Source organism: Pseudomonas sp. NFACC14 (assembly GCF_900106885.1).
GTDB lineage: Bacteria > Pseudomonadota > Gammaproteobacteria > Pseudomonadales > Pseudomonadaceae > Aquipseudomonas > Aquipseudomonas fluorescens_AA.
In genome coordinates, this window is record NZ_FNOA01000013.1 from 101,850 (window position 1) to 116,698 (window position 14,849).

Consider the following 14,849-nt stretch of genomic DNA (forward strand, 5'->3'; position numbering starts at 1 on the left):
CAGATGACGAAACCGTGACGTAAAGAATTACGATGGATTGAGGCCTTTCTCCTGTGGCGAGGGGATTTATCCCCGTCCGAGTGCGTAGCACTCGCAAGCTCTTGGGCGCTGCAGAAAGCTCGGGGCTGCTTCGCAGCCAGCGGGGATAAATCCCCTCGCCACAAAGTCACTACGCTAACATCCGTAGGCGCCGGAGAAGGTCGTTACTGGTCGGAAAAAACGGTGCAGGACGGCAGGCTTTCGGTAGAATCCGCGCCCTGTTCGTAGGCCATGGGCGTGTCTGCCCTGTCCGTTTTTCGCTTGAGGTTCGTGATGTCGCTGCATCTGTTTTCGTTGTTCGCCGCCCACCCCGCCAAACTGATCAACCTGCTCGCGTTGCTGTTTGCCTGCCCGGGCGGCTGGGTGCTGCACGCGACGCGTCGCCGTGAACAACGGGCGCGAGCCTGCTTGCAAGCACGCAATGGCAATGGCGAGGAGCGCTTCGAAGCACTGCTGGACCTGGCCACCCAGCGCATGAACCGGTTCTTCTATCGGTTCGGCTTTGGCTGCCTGGCGCTGGCGTTGCTGGTGTCGTGGATCAGTACGCAGTTCTGACTGCGTAGAGGGCAAGCGAGGGCCACCAGGCAAAGGTGCTTTTGTGGCGAGGGAGCTTGCTCCCGCTGGGCTGTGCCCGTAGGAGCTGTCGAGTGCAGCGAGGCTGCGATCTTTCCCTTGTCACTTGAGTCTCAAGCGAAAGATCAAAAGATCGCAGCCTTCGGCAGCTCCTACCAAACCCAGCGGGAGCAAGCTCCCTCGCCACAGGGACCCATGTCCTCAGACCTGTCGCTTAAAGCGCCAACCCCGCCTTGACCCGATACTGATTACGCACCGGCGTCGCGTATTGCAGCACCAGGAACGGCCGGTGTTCCGGCGGGCAAGCGTCCAGCCGGCGCTGCCATTCTTCCTGGGCCTTGGCCAGTTCATCGGCACCAAACACCTCGGCCGCCGCCGGCACCTGCAACTGCGGGTCGGCGTCGGCCCATTGGGCGTAAGCCAGGTAATGCACCGGGAACAGGCGGTAGCCGCCGAGAATCTGCCGGTCCATTTCCAGGGCCAATTGCTTCGTGTCCTCGAACAGCTCGGTGATGGGCGCGGCGAAGTTCACATGGACCCGGCCCTTGTAGCCGGTGATGCCCTTGGCGATGCTCACGTCGTCCTCGCCCGGTGCCTTGGTGTAGGTGCCGGTGGTGGCGCGGATGTACAACTCGCGGGCCTTGGCCTGGTCGCACGGGTCATATTCGTAGCTGATTGACACCGGCGTGAGGTTCAGCGACTGGATCACCTCGCCGAACGGCTCGTCCTTGCGGCTCATGTGGAACATCTTGAGGATCGCCGATTCGGTCCGGTCGTCGCCGTCCTTGGCCCGCCCTTCGGCCTGGGCGATCCAGATCGAGGCGCAGTCGTTGCGGATCGAATGGTTGATGTACGCCGACAGCAACTGGTACGCCGCCATTTTTTCCCGCCGTCCGGTGATGGAGCGGTGCACGATGAAGCTCTTGTTCAGGCGCATCAGGTCGCTGACAAAAGGCTTTTGCAGCAGGTTGTCGCCAATGGCGATGCGCGGCGTCGGCAGGCCGGCGTGGTAGACGGCGTAGTTGACGAAGGCCGGGTCCATCACGATATCGCGGTGGTTGGCGATGAACAGGTACGCGCTGCCGGACTTGAATTGCTCCACGCCGGTGTAGGTCACGCCATCGGTGGCGCGCTCGATGGTGTGGTCGACGTAGAACTCCACCTTGTCCTGCAAAGTGGCGACCGACGTCACACCGGCGAACTCACGGCGCAATCTTTGCGCTATAAGGGGTTTGAGCATCCAGCCGAAGGCGCCGGCCAGGCGTGGGAAGCGGAAGTGGGTGAGGATATCTAGAAACGCCTTGTCGCCGAGCAGCCGTGCCAGCACCGCTGGGACTTCGCTGTCGTCGTAAGGTCGGATGGCATCGAATTCGCCCATCATGCTCTCTTGTTGGAAACGGCTAGGGTAAGTAAAGGTTCGATCGAAAAAACGACGGGGCACGGCCTGGAAGATAAGCCAGACGAAAATAGCCCTGCAAATAGACCGGCGATTATACGCACAAGTCACTTGGGAGACCGCGATGCTGGAGCAGGCTCGTTATGATTGTCCCTATTGCGGGGAGGATGTGGAGACAACCGTGGACTTGTCTGGCGGCGACCAGACCTACATCGAGGACTGTCAGGTGTGCTGTCGACCGATCACCTTTGTGCTGCAGGTCCATGGCGAGGAATGGCATCTCGAAGTCTTCAGCGAAAACGAATGATGGGGCGCCCATGCAGCGAATCTACGAGCTGGAAAACCTGATGGAAGGCGAGTTGTTGCAAGGGATGCTTGCGAGCGAAGGCATCACGGCGCATCTGGTGGGGCGTGATTTGCTGGGCGGCGCGGGAGAGTTGCCCATGCAGGGCCTGCTGGGGCTGGCGGTGGAGGACGAGCAGGCGCAATACGCCCGTGAGTTGATCGCCGCGTACAATGCCGCGCTGCCGCTGCCCGGCGATGAACCGGACAGCTACCCCGGCACGCTGGTCTGTTAGGCTGGCGGTCGTTCGTTCGATCAAGAGTCGTGTTGCCCCATGTGTGGACGTTATGCCCTGTTTCGCTGGAACCCCACCTTTGCGGCCCTGCCCGGTTTTCCCGCCGATCAGAAGGCCCAGTGGAATATTTCGCCCAACGATTCGGTGCTGATACTGCGGGCCGGCGCCGAGGGCCAGCGCGAGCTGGCCCGGGCGCGCTGGGGCCTGACGCCGCCGTGGCTGACCGATCTGTCCCGCACCCCGGCCCACGCCCGGGCCGAAACCGTGGCCGAGCAGCCGATGTTTCGCGAGGCCTTGCGCCTGCGCCGCTGCCTGCTGCCTGCCAACGGTTTTTATGAGTGGCGCGGCGGCACGCGCAAGCGTCCGTACTGGCTGACGCCGGGGGAGGGCTCGTCACTGTTTTTTGCCGCGATCTGGGAAGCGTATCCGGTGCAGGAGCAGGTGTGGCTGAGCACGGCGGTCATCACCCAGCCGGCGGCGGGCCAGCGCCGGCCGTTGATCCTGGATGACGAAGGCCAGCGCCTGTGGCTCGACCCGCAGACACCGCTGCATGCCTTGCAAGGGTTGTTGGCAAGCGAGCCGGCGCCACTGCGTGAGCGGGTATTGGCCAATATGGTCAATGATCCGAAGCTCAATGGGCCGGAATGCTTGACCCCGGCTTGAGCTTTGCGGTGATTGTGCCGGCCTCATCGCGAGCAAGCTCGCTCCCACAAGGGTTAGGCGGTGAACACATTTTTTGTGAACACCCCAGTAACCCACTGTGGGAGCGAGCTTGCTCGCGATGGGGTCGTGTCAATCAACCTACTCGTGATGCGGTTCGCCCAGGAAGGTCAGCGAGGTGAACACGCCGCGGGTGGCCACGTCCTTGTTGTCCTTGAGCGCTATTTCCATCTGCGCCGCGATCACATTCAGGCCTTCGTTGCGCACCAGCACCTTGGCCCGGCCTTCCGCGTCGGTTTCAGTCGAGACGGTGTTCGGCGCGCTGCGGTAGTCGCCCACCAGTTTCACACCGGCCGCCGGTTTGCCATCCAGCAGCACCCGTACCGGCAATGACTGGCCCGGGCCTACGGTCAGCGGGTCGACTTCCGGCAGGATCACGAACTTGATCGGTGCAAGCGCCGGCAGTTTCGCCCCCGGCTCATAGATCGCCAGGCTGTACTTGAACGTCTGGGTCGACTCGATCGCCCCGGGCACTTTGCTGCGGCCTTCGTTGATCCACTTCTTGTCCGCCGTCTGGGACCACATGCCATTGTCCAGTGCCACCGCCAGCACGGCCGGCGGCTTGAGCGGTTGCAGGCGGGCGTGGTCCGGCAGGCGCTCTACGGTGACCGGAATCATCTTGCCGCCCAGGTCATAGGCCCAGGCACCGCTGATTTTCTGTGCCTTGAAGGCATTGTCTTCGGCACCGTGGCCGTAGATCACTTCGATGTTGCCGCGACGCTGTTCGGTCCACAGGCCATGGGCCGAGGCCTGTGTGGCCAGGAGCAGGCCGAGCAGGGCGAAGGTCTTGGGGTGTTTCATGGCGTTTTTCCTTTTACAGAGCGAGGGTAAGACTGACGGTGAAATTGCGCGCTTCGCCGGGGGTGACCCAGTAGTTGCTGTAGGCGCGTTCGTAGTACTTTTCGTCGAAGACGTTGTTCAGGTTCAGGCCCACGGTGACATCGTCGCTGGCCTTGTAATGGGCCAGCAGGTCCACGGTGTGGTAGGCCGGCAATTCGAAATCCTTGCCGGCTTCGCCCGAGCGATCGCCGACATACGTGAACGCCGCGCCGAGGTCCGAACCGCGCAGGTGCCCGTCCTGGAATTCGTAGACCCCCAGCACGCTGCCGCTGTGTTTGGCGACGCCGAGAATCCGGCTGCCGGTGGGATTGTCCCGGTCGCCCCGGGTCACTTCGGCATCGATGTAGGCATAGGCACCGATCACGCGCACGGCGTCGGTCACCTGCCCAGTCACTTGCAGGTCGATGCCCTGGCTACGGGCCTTGCCGATGGCACGGCTGAAGTCGGTCCCGGCGACCGGGCTCAGGACGTTTTCCTTCTCTATATGGAAGGCCGCCAGGGTGGTGCTCAGGCGATCGTCGAACAGTTCGCTCTTGATCCCCACTTCATAGCCGACCCCTTCCTCGGGATCGAAAGTCTTGCCGCTGGCGTCCAGGCCGTTGTTGGGCTTGAACGAGGTGGAGGCGTTGGCGAACAGCCCGGCTTCGGGCGTCAGTTGGTACAGCAGGCCGGCCCGGTGCGTCAGGGTGTCGTGGCGCTGACGGCTGGTTTTACTGCGGGTGTGGTCGTCGATGCGCTGCTCGAAATGCTCATACCGCACGCCGAGCATGCCCCGCAGCTTGTCGGTGAAGATGATCTGGTCCTGCAGGTTCAGCGCCCGGCTTTGCACATGTTCGAAGAAGTTTGTGCCGGTCCGGGCACCATTGGGTTTCGGCTGGCCGTAGATCGGCTGATAGAGGTCGATAGGGTAGAGGCCGCCACCGATGGTGGTCACGCGCTCGTGCTTGCGGTAGTCCTCGTACTCGCTGCCGACCAGCAGTTCGTGCTGCCACGGGCCGAGGTCGAACAGGCCACGCAATTCCAGCTGGGTGATGCTGTCGTGCCAATTGTTGTCGCGCTCGCGATAGCGGCGGTTCACCGTATGGCCGTCGGCGTTCAGCGGGCGCGCTTCGGAGGCGAAGCCCCAGAGTTCACCTTGCTTGTAGTGGCTGGCCAGGCGCAATTGCCAGGTGTCGTTGAGCTGGTGTTCGAGGGCGGCCTGGAGCATGTTGTTGTGATTGTCGATGTCGCCGTCGTTGGGTTCGCCCAAGAAGGTCGAACGGGAAACGCCGCTCCAGCGATTGTTCGGGACGACGATGCCACGGTCGAACGTCGAGCTGTGGCGCACGATTTCGCTCTCCACCCGCAACCGCGTGTCAGGGTTCAACTGCCAACTGATGGAAGGCGCGACGAAAACGCGCTTGCTGTCGACGTGATCGCGAAAGCTGTGGTTGTCCTCGACCGCCAGGTTGACCCGCGACAGCAGGTTGCCTTCGGTATCCAGTGGCGTGTTGACGTCCAGCGCGGTGCGGTAGCGATCCCAGCTGCCGGCGCTGGTTTGCAGGGTGGTGAAGGCTTCGGGCTGGGGTTTCTTGGTGACAATGTTCACCGTACCGCCGGGATCGCCCCGGCCATACAGGCTGGCGGCCGGGCCCTTGAGCACTTCGATGCGTTCGATGTTCGCAGTGTCCGGCGTGCTTGGATAACCGCGGTTGGCGCTGAAGCCGTCCTTGTAGAACTCCGAAGTGGTGAAGCCGCGCACACTGTATTCGTAGAGCGTCAGGCCGCCGAAGTTGTTCTGCTTCGACACGCCGCCGGCATATTCCAAGGCCCGCTCGACGCTGGTGCTGCCCAGGTCCTTGAGCACGCTGGCGGGAATCACGCTGATCGATTGCGGGATGTCGCGCAGGGCGGTGTCGGTTTTGGTGGCGCTGGCCGAGCGGGTGGCGCGGTAACCCGTGACAGGTCCGGTGGCGGATTCGTAGTCGGACGTCACGGTGATGGCGTCCAGCTCCAGGGGTTGGATTTCTTCGGCGTAGGCCGGATCGCCCAGTAGGCCGAGGGCGAGGCTGGTCGCTGAAATCCGTTTTAGGGATGACATGTTATGTTGTTCCAATTTCTATTATTGAAACAATATAACACTGCCAATGAGAATTTATGATATCTGTATTTTCGGTGAAAACCGAACACAGTTTTTGTGGCGAGGGAGCTTGTTCCCGCTGGGCTGCACCTGTAGGAGCTGTCGAGTGCAACGAGGCTGCGATCTTGTCCCTGACAGTTGAGTCGCCAGCGAAAGGTCAAGATCAAAAGATCGCAGCCTTCGGCAGCTCCTACAGAGCCCTGCGAGAGCCAGCTCCCTCACCATGGGACTGGGAGGCTTACTGCTCTTCCTTGAGCACCATTGGCGCCGGCGGTGGGCGCAGGCCGATTTCAGCGGTGAGCTTGAGCTCCTTGCCGTTGCGCATGACCTGGATCGTCACCTTGTCGGTGGGCTTGATCCGCGCCACCTGGTTCATCGAGCGGCGGCCATCGCCGGCCGGTTCACCATCGATGCTCAGGATCACATCGCCCAGTTGCAGGCCGGCCTTCTGCGCCGGACCGTCGCGGAAAATTCCCGCCACCACGATGCCGGGCCGCCCGGACAAGCCGAAGGACTCCGCCAGTTCCTGGGTCAGCGGCTGGACTTCAATGCCCAGCCAGCCACGGATCACCTGGCCGTGTTCGATGATCGACTTCATCACCTCCATCGCCAGCTTTACCGGAATGGCGAAACCGATGCCCTGGCTGCCGCCGGACTTGGAAAAGATCGCCGTGTTGATCCCGGTGAGGTTGCCGTTGGCATCCACCAGCGCGCCGCCGGAGTTGCCGGGATTGATCGCGGCGTCGGTCTGGATGAAGTCCTCGTAGTTGTTCAGGCCCAACTGATTGCGCCCGGTGGCGCTGATGATGCCCATGGTCACGGTCTGGCCGACGCCGAACGGGTTGCCGATGGCCAGGGCGACGTCACCGATGCGGATGCTGTCGGAGCGGCCGATGGTGATGGCCGGCAGGTTCTTGAGGTCGATCTTCAGCACCGCGAGGTCGGTTTCCGGATCGCTGCCGATCACCCGGGCCAGGGTTTCACGGCCGTCCTTGAGGGCCACCACGATCTGGTCGGCACCGCTGGTGACGTGGTTGTTGGTCAGGATGTAGCCTTCCGGGCTCATGATCACGCCCGACCCCAGGCTCGACTCCATGCGTTTCTGCTTGGGCGAGTTGTCGCCGAAGAAACGACGGAATTGCGGGTCTTCGAACAGCGGATGGCTGGGCTTGTTGATGACCTTGGTGGTGTACAGGTTCACCACGGCCGGCGCGGCGATGGTCACGGCGTCGGCATAGGATACGGGCCCCTGCTGCACCGCCTTGGTTTGCGGCGCCTGCTGCAGGTTGACGTCGAGGCTCGGCAGGCCGACCCATTCCGGGTAGCGCTGGATAATCAGTAGAGCGACAAGCACGCCGGCCAACAGCGGCCAGCCGGAAAAACGCAGCGCCTTGAGCATTAAGCATGTCCTACAAAGGTTGCAGGCGGTATGAGACCGCCCATAATGTCGCGCATTATACGAGGCCGCGCGCGCCTCTGAACGGGATATTTAGGAGTCTTTTATGGCCGTAGCCCTGAACACCCTGGTTGAAGAAGCGGACCGTTACCTGGCCAGCAGCCGGATTGCCGATTATTGCCCCAACGGCCTGCAGGTCGAAGGCGCGCCCCAGGTGATGCGCATCGTCAGCGGTGTCACCGCCAGCCAGGCGCTGCTCGATGCTGCCGTCGAGGCCGAGGCCGACCTGGTGCTGGTGCATCACGGTTATTTCTGGAAGGGCGAGAATCCTTGCATCACCGGCATGAAACAGCGTCGCCTCAAGACGTTGCTCAAGCATGACATCAGCCTGCTGGCCTATCACTTGCCCCTGGACCTGCACCCCGAGGTGGGCAATAACGTGCAGCTGGCCCGCCAGTTGGACATCACCGTCGAGGGCCCACTGGACCCGGATAACCCCAAGATTGTCGGGCTGGTCGGCTCCCTGTCCGAACCGATGACGGCGCGGGATTTCGCGCGCAAGGTCCAGGATGCCCTGGGGCGCGAGCCCTTGCTGATCGAAGGCGGGCAGATGATCCGCCGGGTCGGCTGGTGCACCGGTGGCGGCCAAGGTTATATCGACCAGGCGGTGCTGGCCGGGGTCGACCTGTACCTCAGCGGCGAGGCATCGGAACAGACCTTCCACAGCGCCCGGGAAAACGGCATCAGCTTCATCGCCGCCGGGCATCATGCGACCGAACGCTACGGTGTCCAGGCGCTGGGTGACTACCTGGCGCGACGGTTTGCCCTGGAACACATCTTCATCGATTGCCCGAATCCCATCTGACTGCTTATAACCCCTGTGGGAGCAAGCTTGCTCGCGATGGCGGTGGGTCAGTCAACCTCAGTGCTGACTGATACACTGCTATCGCGAGCAAGCTCGCTCCCACAAAAAGCGGTTGCAATACCCGAACCACCAGGCATATCCATATGCTGTTTCGATCTAGTTGGCGCCCTGATTAGAAGAGGTCGCTGTGCTAGGATTCCCCGCTCGAACACGGCCCGCTGGCCGTTCATAAGAAAGTTTTCGTGAGTAGCCATGGTCGACAAACTGACGCATCTGAAACAGCTGGAGGCGGAAAGCATCCACATCATCCGCGAGGTGGCCGCCGAGTTCGATAACCCGGTGATGCTGTACTCCATCGGTAAAGACTCCGCCGTGATGCTGCACCTGGCACGCAAGGCGTTCTTCCCGGGCAAGCTGCCGTTTCCGGTGATGCACGTCGACACCCGCTGGAAATTCCAGGAAATGTACAAGTTCCGCGACCGCATGGTCGAGGAACTGGGCCTGGACCTGATCACCCATGTGAACCCGGACGGCGTGGCGCAGGGCATCAACCCGTTCACCCACGGCAGTGCCAAGCACACCGACATCATGAAGACCGAAGGCCTCAAGCAGGCCTTGGACAAATATGGTTTCGACGCCGCGTTCGGCGGTGCCCGTCGCGATGAAGAGAAATCCCGCGCCAAGGAGCGCGTGTACTCGTTCCGTGACAGCAAGCACCGCTGGGACCCGAAGAACCAGCGTCCGGAACTGTGGAACGTCTACAACGGCAAGGTCAACAAAGGCGAGTCGATCCGCGTCTTCCCGCTGTCGAACTGGACCGAGCTGGACATCTGGCAGTACATCTACCTCGAAGGTATCCCGATCGTGCCGCTGTACTTCGCCGCCGAGCGCGAGGTGATCGAGAAGAACGGCACGCTGATCATGATCGACGACGAGCGCATCCTCGAGCACCTGTCCGACGAAGACAAAGCCCGTATCGTCAAGAAAAAAGTGCGTTTCCGTACCCTTGGCTGCTACCCGTTGACGGGCGCGGTGGAGTCCGAGGCCGAGAGCCTGACGGACATCATTCAGGAAATGCTCCTGACGCGAACTTCCGAGCGCCAGGGCCGGGTCATCGACCACGATGGCGCAGGCTCGATGGAAGATAAGAAACGTCAGGGTTATTTCTAAGGGGTTGTCATGTCGCACCAATCTGATTTGATCAGCGAGGACATCCTCGCCTACCTGGGCCAGCACGAGCGTAAAGAGCTGCTGCGCTTCCTGACCTGCGGTAACGTCGACGACGGCAAGAGCACCCTGATCGGGCGCCTGCTGCACGACTCCAAGATGATCTACGAAGATCACCTGGAAGCCATCACCCGCGATTCGAAGAAAGTCGGCACCACCGGGGACGATATCGACCTGGCGTTGCTGGTCGACGGCCTGCAGGCCGAGCGCGAGCAGGGCATCACCATCGATGTCGCCTACCGCTACTTCTCCACCGCCAAGCGCAAGTTCATCATCGCCGATACCCCCGGCCATGAGCAGTACACCCGCAACATGGCCACCGGTGCCTCCACCTGTGACCTGGCGATCATCCTGGTGGATGCCCGCTACGGCGTGCAGACCCAGACCCGTCGCCACAGCTTCATCGCCTCGTTGCTGGGCATCAAGCACATCGTCGTGGCCATCAACAAGATGGACCTCAAGGACTTCGACCAGGGCGTGTTCGAGTCGATCAAGGCCGACTACCTGAAGTTCGCCGAAGGCTTGAAGATGAAGCCCACCAGCATGCACTTCGTGCCGATGTCCGCCCTCAAGGGCGACAACGTGGTGAACAAGTCCGAGCGTTCGCCGTGGTACACCGGCCAGTCGCTGATGGAAATCCTCGAGACCGTGGAAGTGGCGGGCGACCGCAACTTCACCGACCTGCGTTTCCCGGTGCAATACGTCAACCGTCCGAACCTGAACTTCCGCGGTTTCGCCGGCACCCTCGCCAGCGGCATCGTGCACAAGGGCGACGAAGTGGTGGTGCTGCCGTCGGGCAAGAGCAGCCGTGTGAAATCCATCGTCACCTTCGAAGGCGAGCTGGAGCATGCCGGTCCAGGCCAGGCGGTCACGCTGACCATGGAAGACGAGATCGACATCTCCCGTGGCGACCTGTTGGTGCATGCCGACAACGTTCCGCCGGTCACCGACAGCTTCGAAGCGATGCTGGTGTGGATGGCCGAAGAGCCGATGCTGCCGGGCAAGAAATACGACATCAAGCGCGCCACCAGCTACGTGCCGGGCTCCATTGCCAGTATCGTCAACAAGGTGGATGTGAACACCCTTGAAGAAGGCCCTGCCAGCGCGCTGCAGCTCAACGAAATCGGCAAGGTGAGGATCGCCCTGGATGCGCCGATCGCCCTGGACGGTTACGAAAGCAACCGCACCACCGGCGCCTTCATCGTCATCGATCGCCTGACCAACGGCACGGTCGGCGCCGGTATGATCGTCGCCCAGCCGCTGACCCACGGCAGCAGCACGCACCACGGCAAACTGGCCCATGTGTCGGTGGAAGAACGCGCCCAGCGCTTCGGCCAGCAACCGGCCACGGTCTTGTTCAGCGGCCTGTCGGGCGCGGGTAAAAGCACGCTGGCCTATGCGGTCGAGCGCAAGTTGTTCGACTCGGGTCGTGCGGTCTTTGTCCTCGATGGCCAGAACCTGCGCCATGACCTGAACAAGGGCCTGCCCCAGGATCGTGCCGGACGGACCGAGAACTGGCGCCGTGCGGCGCATGTCGCTCGTCAGTTCAACGAAGCCGGCCTGCTGACCCTCGCCGCGTTCGTCGCGCCGAGTGCCGAAGGGCGTGAGCAGGCCAAGGACCTGATCGGCCGTGAGCGTCTGCTGACGGTCTACGTCCAGGCCTCGCCAACGGTATGTGCCCAGCGTGATCCGCAGGGGCTGTATGCCGCCGCCGGCGACAACATCCCGGGTGAGTCCTTCCCGTATGACGTGCCGCTGGATGCCGACCTGGTCATCGACACCCAGGCGCTGACCCTGGAAGAGAGCGTCAAGCAGGTGCTGGATCTGCTGCGCAAGCGTGGGGCGATCTAAGGAACGCCGCTGTCAGTAAAAAGCCCGCGGATGAGTGATCGTCTGCGGGCTTTTTGTTGTCTGGAAGGGCGCTATCGCGAGCAAGCTCGCTCCCACAGGGGGTGGTCAGTGGACACAGGACCGGAGCTCACCCCCATCTCCTGTGGGAGCGAGCTTGCTCGCGATGAGGCCAGTACAGACACCTCAGGATTGACCGGGATACTCGCGGTGCATCTGCTCCAGCAACGCATCCTTGTCCTGCCACAGCTGGTTGATCCAGCCCTGGAACTCCAGGCGATACACACCGTCCTGGTCGTAGTTCCTGCCGATGAACTGCGGCGGGATCTTCAGTTCCTGGAAGTGCACCACCACTTCCCCAACGTTGCCGCAGAGCAAATCCCAATAACCCGGACGCCCGCCCGGGTAATGAATGGTTACGTTGATGATCGATTCCAGTTGCTCGCCCATGGCATCGAGTACGAACGCGATACCACCGGCCTTGGGCTTGAGCAGATAGCGAAACGGTGACTGCTGCTGGGCATGCTTGCCGTCGGTGAAACGCGTGCCTTCGACGAAGTTGAAAATGCCCACGGGGTTGTTGCGAAACTTCGCGCAAGTCTTGCGAGTGGTTTCCAGGTCCTTGCCTTTCTTTTCCGGGTGTTTTTCCAGGTACGCCTTGGAATAGCGCTTCATGAAGGGGAAGCCCAGGGCCCACCAGGCCAGGCCGATCACCGGCACCCAGATCAGTTCCTGCTTGAGAAAGAACTTCAATGGCCGGATGCGCCGGTTCAGCACGTACTGCAACACCATGATGTCGACCCAGCTCTGGTGGTTGCTGGTGATCAGGTACGAATGCTGGTAGTCCAGGCCCTCCAGGCCACTGAGGTGCCAGCGGGTACGGCGCAGCAGGTTCATCCAGGCCTTGTTGTTGCTGATCCAGGCCTCGTGGATGTGGCCCATCAGCCAGTCGGTGAAGCGCTGGGCAGCGGGGAAGGGCAGCAACAGCTTGAAAATCGCCACGATGAACAGCGGCGTGCAGCAGGCGATGGTGTTCAGCGCCAACAGCAGCGAGGCAATGACGCCGCGCAAAGGGGGAGGCAGGAAGTCCAGCATTTAAATATCCAGAGGTCGGTTGGCGGCTTGGATCGCGGTCAGGGCGATGGTGTACACGATGTCGTCGACCTGGGCCCCGCGGGGCAAGTCATTCACCGGTTTGCGCAGGCCTTGCAGCATCGGCCCGAGACTGACGCAATCGGCGCTGCGCTGCACGGCCTTGTGGGTGGTGTTGCCGGTGTTGAGGTCGGGGAAGATGAACACCGTCGCCCGGCCGGCCACCTGGCTGTTGGGCGCCAATTGCCGCGCCACGGTTTCATTGGCGGCGGCGTCGTATTGCAGCGGACCGTCGATCAGCAGGCCATGCTGGGCTTCGTGGGCCAGCAGGGTGGCTTCACGGACTTTTTCCACTTCTTCACCACTGGCCGACTCGCCGCTGGAATAACTGAGCATCGCCACCCGCGGCACGATGCCGAACGCGGCGGCCGAATCGGCGCTCTGCAGGGCGATTTCCGCCAGTTCCGCGGCGCTGGGGTGCGGGTTCATCACACAGTCGCCGTAGACCAGCACTTCTTCGGGAAACAGCATGAAAAACACCGAGGACACCAGGGAGCAACCTGGCGCGGTCTTGATCAGTTGCAACGCGGGGCGGATGGTGTTTGCGGTGGAGTGGATGACCCCGGATACCAGCCCGTCCACTTCATCCAGGGCCAGCATCATGGTGCCGATGACCACGGTGTCTTCCAGTTGCTGCTCGGCCATCGGCGCGTTCAGGCTTTTGCTCTTGCGCAACCTCACCATCGGTTCGACATAACGCTCGCGAATCGAATCCGGGTCGAGAATCTCCAGCCCCGGCGGCAGCTCGATGCCTTGGGCGCGGGCCACCGCTTCGACGTCGGCCGGTTTGGCCAGCAACACGCAGCGGGCAATGCCCCGGGCCTGGCAAATGGCGGCGGCCTGGACGGTCAGCGGTTCGCTGCCTTCGGGCAGCACGATGCGTTTGTTGGCGGCTTGGGCGCGCTGGATCAACTGATAGCGGAACACCGCCGGCGACAAGCGCATTTCCCGCGGTGTGCCGCAGCGCTGGTGCAGCCATTTGGCGTCCAGGTGGCTGGCGACGAAATCGGTGATGATCTCCGCACGTTCGCGGTCATCGATGGGAATTTCCTTGTTCAGGCCGTTGAGCAGGTTGGCGGTGTCATAGGAGCCGGTGCTCACCGACAGCACCGGTAACCCTGCCTGCAAGGCGCCGCGGCACAGGTCCATGATGCGTGGGTCGGGCAGGGTGTCGCTGGTCAGCAGCAGGCCGGCCAGTGGCACGCCGTTGATCGCCGCCAGGCTCACGGCGAGGATGATGTCGTCGCGATCGCCGGGGGTCACCACCAGCACGCCGGGCTTGAGCAGTTCCACCGTGTTGCGCATGGTGCGGGCGCAAATGATGATGTTGCTCATGCGCCGGGTTTCGTAGTCGCCGGCATTGAGCACTTGGGCGCCCATCAGGTCGGCCACGTCGCGGGTGCGCGGTGCATTGAGTTCGGGGCGAAACGGGATGCAACCGAGCAGGCGGAAATCGCCGCTGCGCAGCAAGGGCGAGTGCTCCTTGAGCCGTGCGGAAAACGCCTCCATGCTTTCCTCGGTGCGGACCTTGTTCAGGATCACCCCGAGGACTTTCGGGTCCTTCGGCCCGCCGAACAGCTGCGCCTGCAACTCCACCCGCCCGGAAAGCTCGGTCAGCACTTCGTTCTCCGGTGCCGACACCAGGATGACCTCGGCGTCGAGGCTCTTGGCCAGGTGCAGGTTGACCCGGGCGGCGTAGCTGGCGTTGCGGGTCGGGACCATGCCTTCAACGACCAGCACGTCCTTGCCGATGGCCGCTTGCTGGTAAAGGGTGATGATTTCTTCCAGCAGCTCATCGAGCTGGCCGTCGCCGAGCATGCGCTCGACGTGCGCCAGGCCCAGGGGCTGCGGAGGCTTGAGGCCATGGGTGCGGGCCACCAGCTCGGTGGAACGCTCCGGCCCGGTGTCGCCGGGATGCGGCTGGGCAATGGGTTTGAAAAAGCCGACTTTCAGCCCGGCCCGTTCGAGGGTACGCACCAGCCCGAGGCTGATGGAGGTCAGGCCCACACCAAAATCGGTGGGTGCGATAAAAAAAGTTTGCATGCGGATTCTCTAAAGGAGCATGGCAATGGCGCGGCCTATGACTGGCCGTCTAC

General features: G+C 62.3%; 13 protein-coding genes. 7 read left to right on the forward strand and 6 right to left on the reverse strand.

The genetic code is table 11. The features are described from left to right. Positions 1-312: 312 nt before the first annotated feature. The gene (locus tag BLU85_RS19430; RefSeq protein WP_060740672.1) at positions 313-594 is read left to right on the forward strand and encodes a hypothetical protein; all 282 of its coding nucleotides are present in this window, start codon (positions 313-315) and stop codon (positions 592-594) included. A gap of 232 nt (positions 595-826) precedes the next feature. On the opposite strand, the gene BLU85_RS19435 is transcribed toward BLU85_RS19430, so the two are convergent. Continuing rightward, on the reverse strand, positions 827-1,993 hold the full coding sequence (locus tag BLU85_RS19435; protein ID WP_092202535.1) for a 1-acyl-sn-glycerol-3-phosphate acyltransferase: 1,167 nt from the start codon (positions 1,991-1,993) through the stop codon (positions 827-829). A gap of 139 nt (positions 1,994-2,132) precedes the next feature. Here BLU85_RS19435 and BLU85_RS19440 point away from each other — a divergent pair, with 139 nt between their 5' ends. Genes BLU85_RS19440 through BLU85_RS19450 form a run of 3 tightly spaced genes read left to right on the forward strand, consistent with a single transcriptional unit; the run spans position 2,133 to position 3,249 of the window. Then, entirely contained in the window at positions 2,133-2,315 is a 183-nt protein-coding gene (locus tag BLU85_RS19440; protein ID WP_092202537.1) for a CPXCG motif-containing cysteine-rich protein, read from the forward strand. A 10-nt stretch (positions 2,316-2,325) separates the two neighbouring features. Then, positions 2,326-2,586, forward strand: coding sequence for a putative signal transducing protein (locus BLU85_RS19445; RefSeq protein ID WP_092202539.1), 261 nt, complete (start codon positions 2,326-2,328; stop codon positions 2,584-2,586). A 39-nt stretch (positions 2,587-2,625) separates the two neighbouring features. Then, entirely contained in the window at positions 2,626-3,249 is a 624-nt protein-coding gene (locus BLU85_RS19450; RefSeq protein WP_092202541.1) for an SOS response-associated peptidase, read from the forward strand. Between the two features lie 138 nt (positions 3,250-3,387). Here BLU85_RS19450 and BLU85_RS19455 read toward each other — a convergent pair whose 3' ends face one another. The 3 genes from BLU85_RS19455 to algW all read right to left on the reverse strand — a co-directional run bounded on the left by BLU85_RS19455 (position 3,388) and on the right by algW (position 7,664). Beyond that, positions 3,388-4,107: a DUF4198 domain-containing protein gene (locus BLU85_RS19455; RefSeq protein ID WP_092202543.1), complete on the reverse strand. Its 720-nt coding sequence runs from the start codon at positions 4,105-4,107 to the stop codon at positions 3,388-3,390. A gap of 13 nt (positions 4,108-4,120) precedes the next feature. Continuing rightward, complete coding sequence (locus tag BLU85_RS19460) at positions 4,121-6,226, reverse strand: TonB-dependent siderophore receptor (protein WP_092202545.1); 2,106 nt, start codon at positions 6,224-6,226, stop codon at positions 4,121-4,123. 277 nt (positions 6,227-6,503) lie between these two features. Then, a complete protein-coding gene (algW, locus tag BLU85_RS19465) occupies positions 6,504-7,664 on the reverse strand; it encodes a Do family serine endopeptidase AlgW (protein ID WP_092202547.1) in 1,161 nt (386 codons plus the stop codon). A 103-nt stretch (positions 7,665-7,767) separates the two neighbouring features. On the opposite strand from algW, the gene BLU85_RS19470 reads away from it, so the two are divergent. The 3 genes from BLU85_RS19470 to cysN all read left to right on the forward strand — a co-directional run bounded on the left by BLU85_RS19470 (position 7,768) and on the right by cysN (position 11,604). After that, entirely contained in the window at positions 7,768-8,526 is a 759-nt protein-coding gene (locus BLU85_RS19470; protein WP_092202549.1) for a Nif3-like dinuclear metal center hexameric protein, read from the forward strand. Between the two features lie 252 nt (positions 8,527-8,778). Then, a complete protein-coding gene (cysD, locus tag BLU85_RS19475) occupies positions 8,779-9,696 on the forward strand; it encodes a sulfate adenylyltransferase subunit CysD (protein ID WP_003178041.1) in 918 nt (305 codons plus the stop codon). A gap of 9 nt (positions 9,697-9,705) precedes the next feature. Beyond that, complete coding sequence (gene cysN, locus BLU85_RS19480; protein ID WP_092202551.1) at positions 9,706-11,604, forward strand: sulfate adenylyltransferase subunit CysN; 1,899 nt, start codon at positions 9,706-9,708, stop codon at positions 11,602-11,604. Positions 11,605-11,787: 183 nt separating this feature from the next. On the opposite strand, the gene BLU85_RS19485 is transcribed toward cysN, so the two are convergent. After that, complete coding sequence (locus tag BLU85_RS19485) at positions 11,788-12,696, reverse strand: acyltransferase (RefSeq protein ID WP_092202553.1); 909 nt, start codon at positions 12,694-12,696, stop codon at positions 11,788-11,790. Beyond that, complete coding sequence (gene pta / locus BLU85_RS19490) at positions 12,697-14,796, reverse strand: phosphate acetyltransferase (protein ID WP_092202555.1); 2,100 nt, start codon at positions 14,794-14,796, stop codon at positions 12,697-12,699. It lies immediately after the preceding gene. Positions 14,797-14,849: the final 53 nt, after the last annotated feature.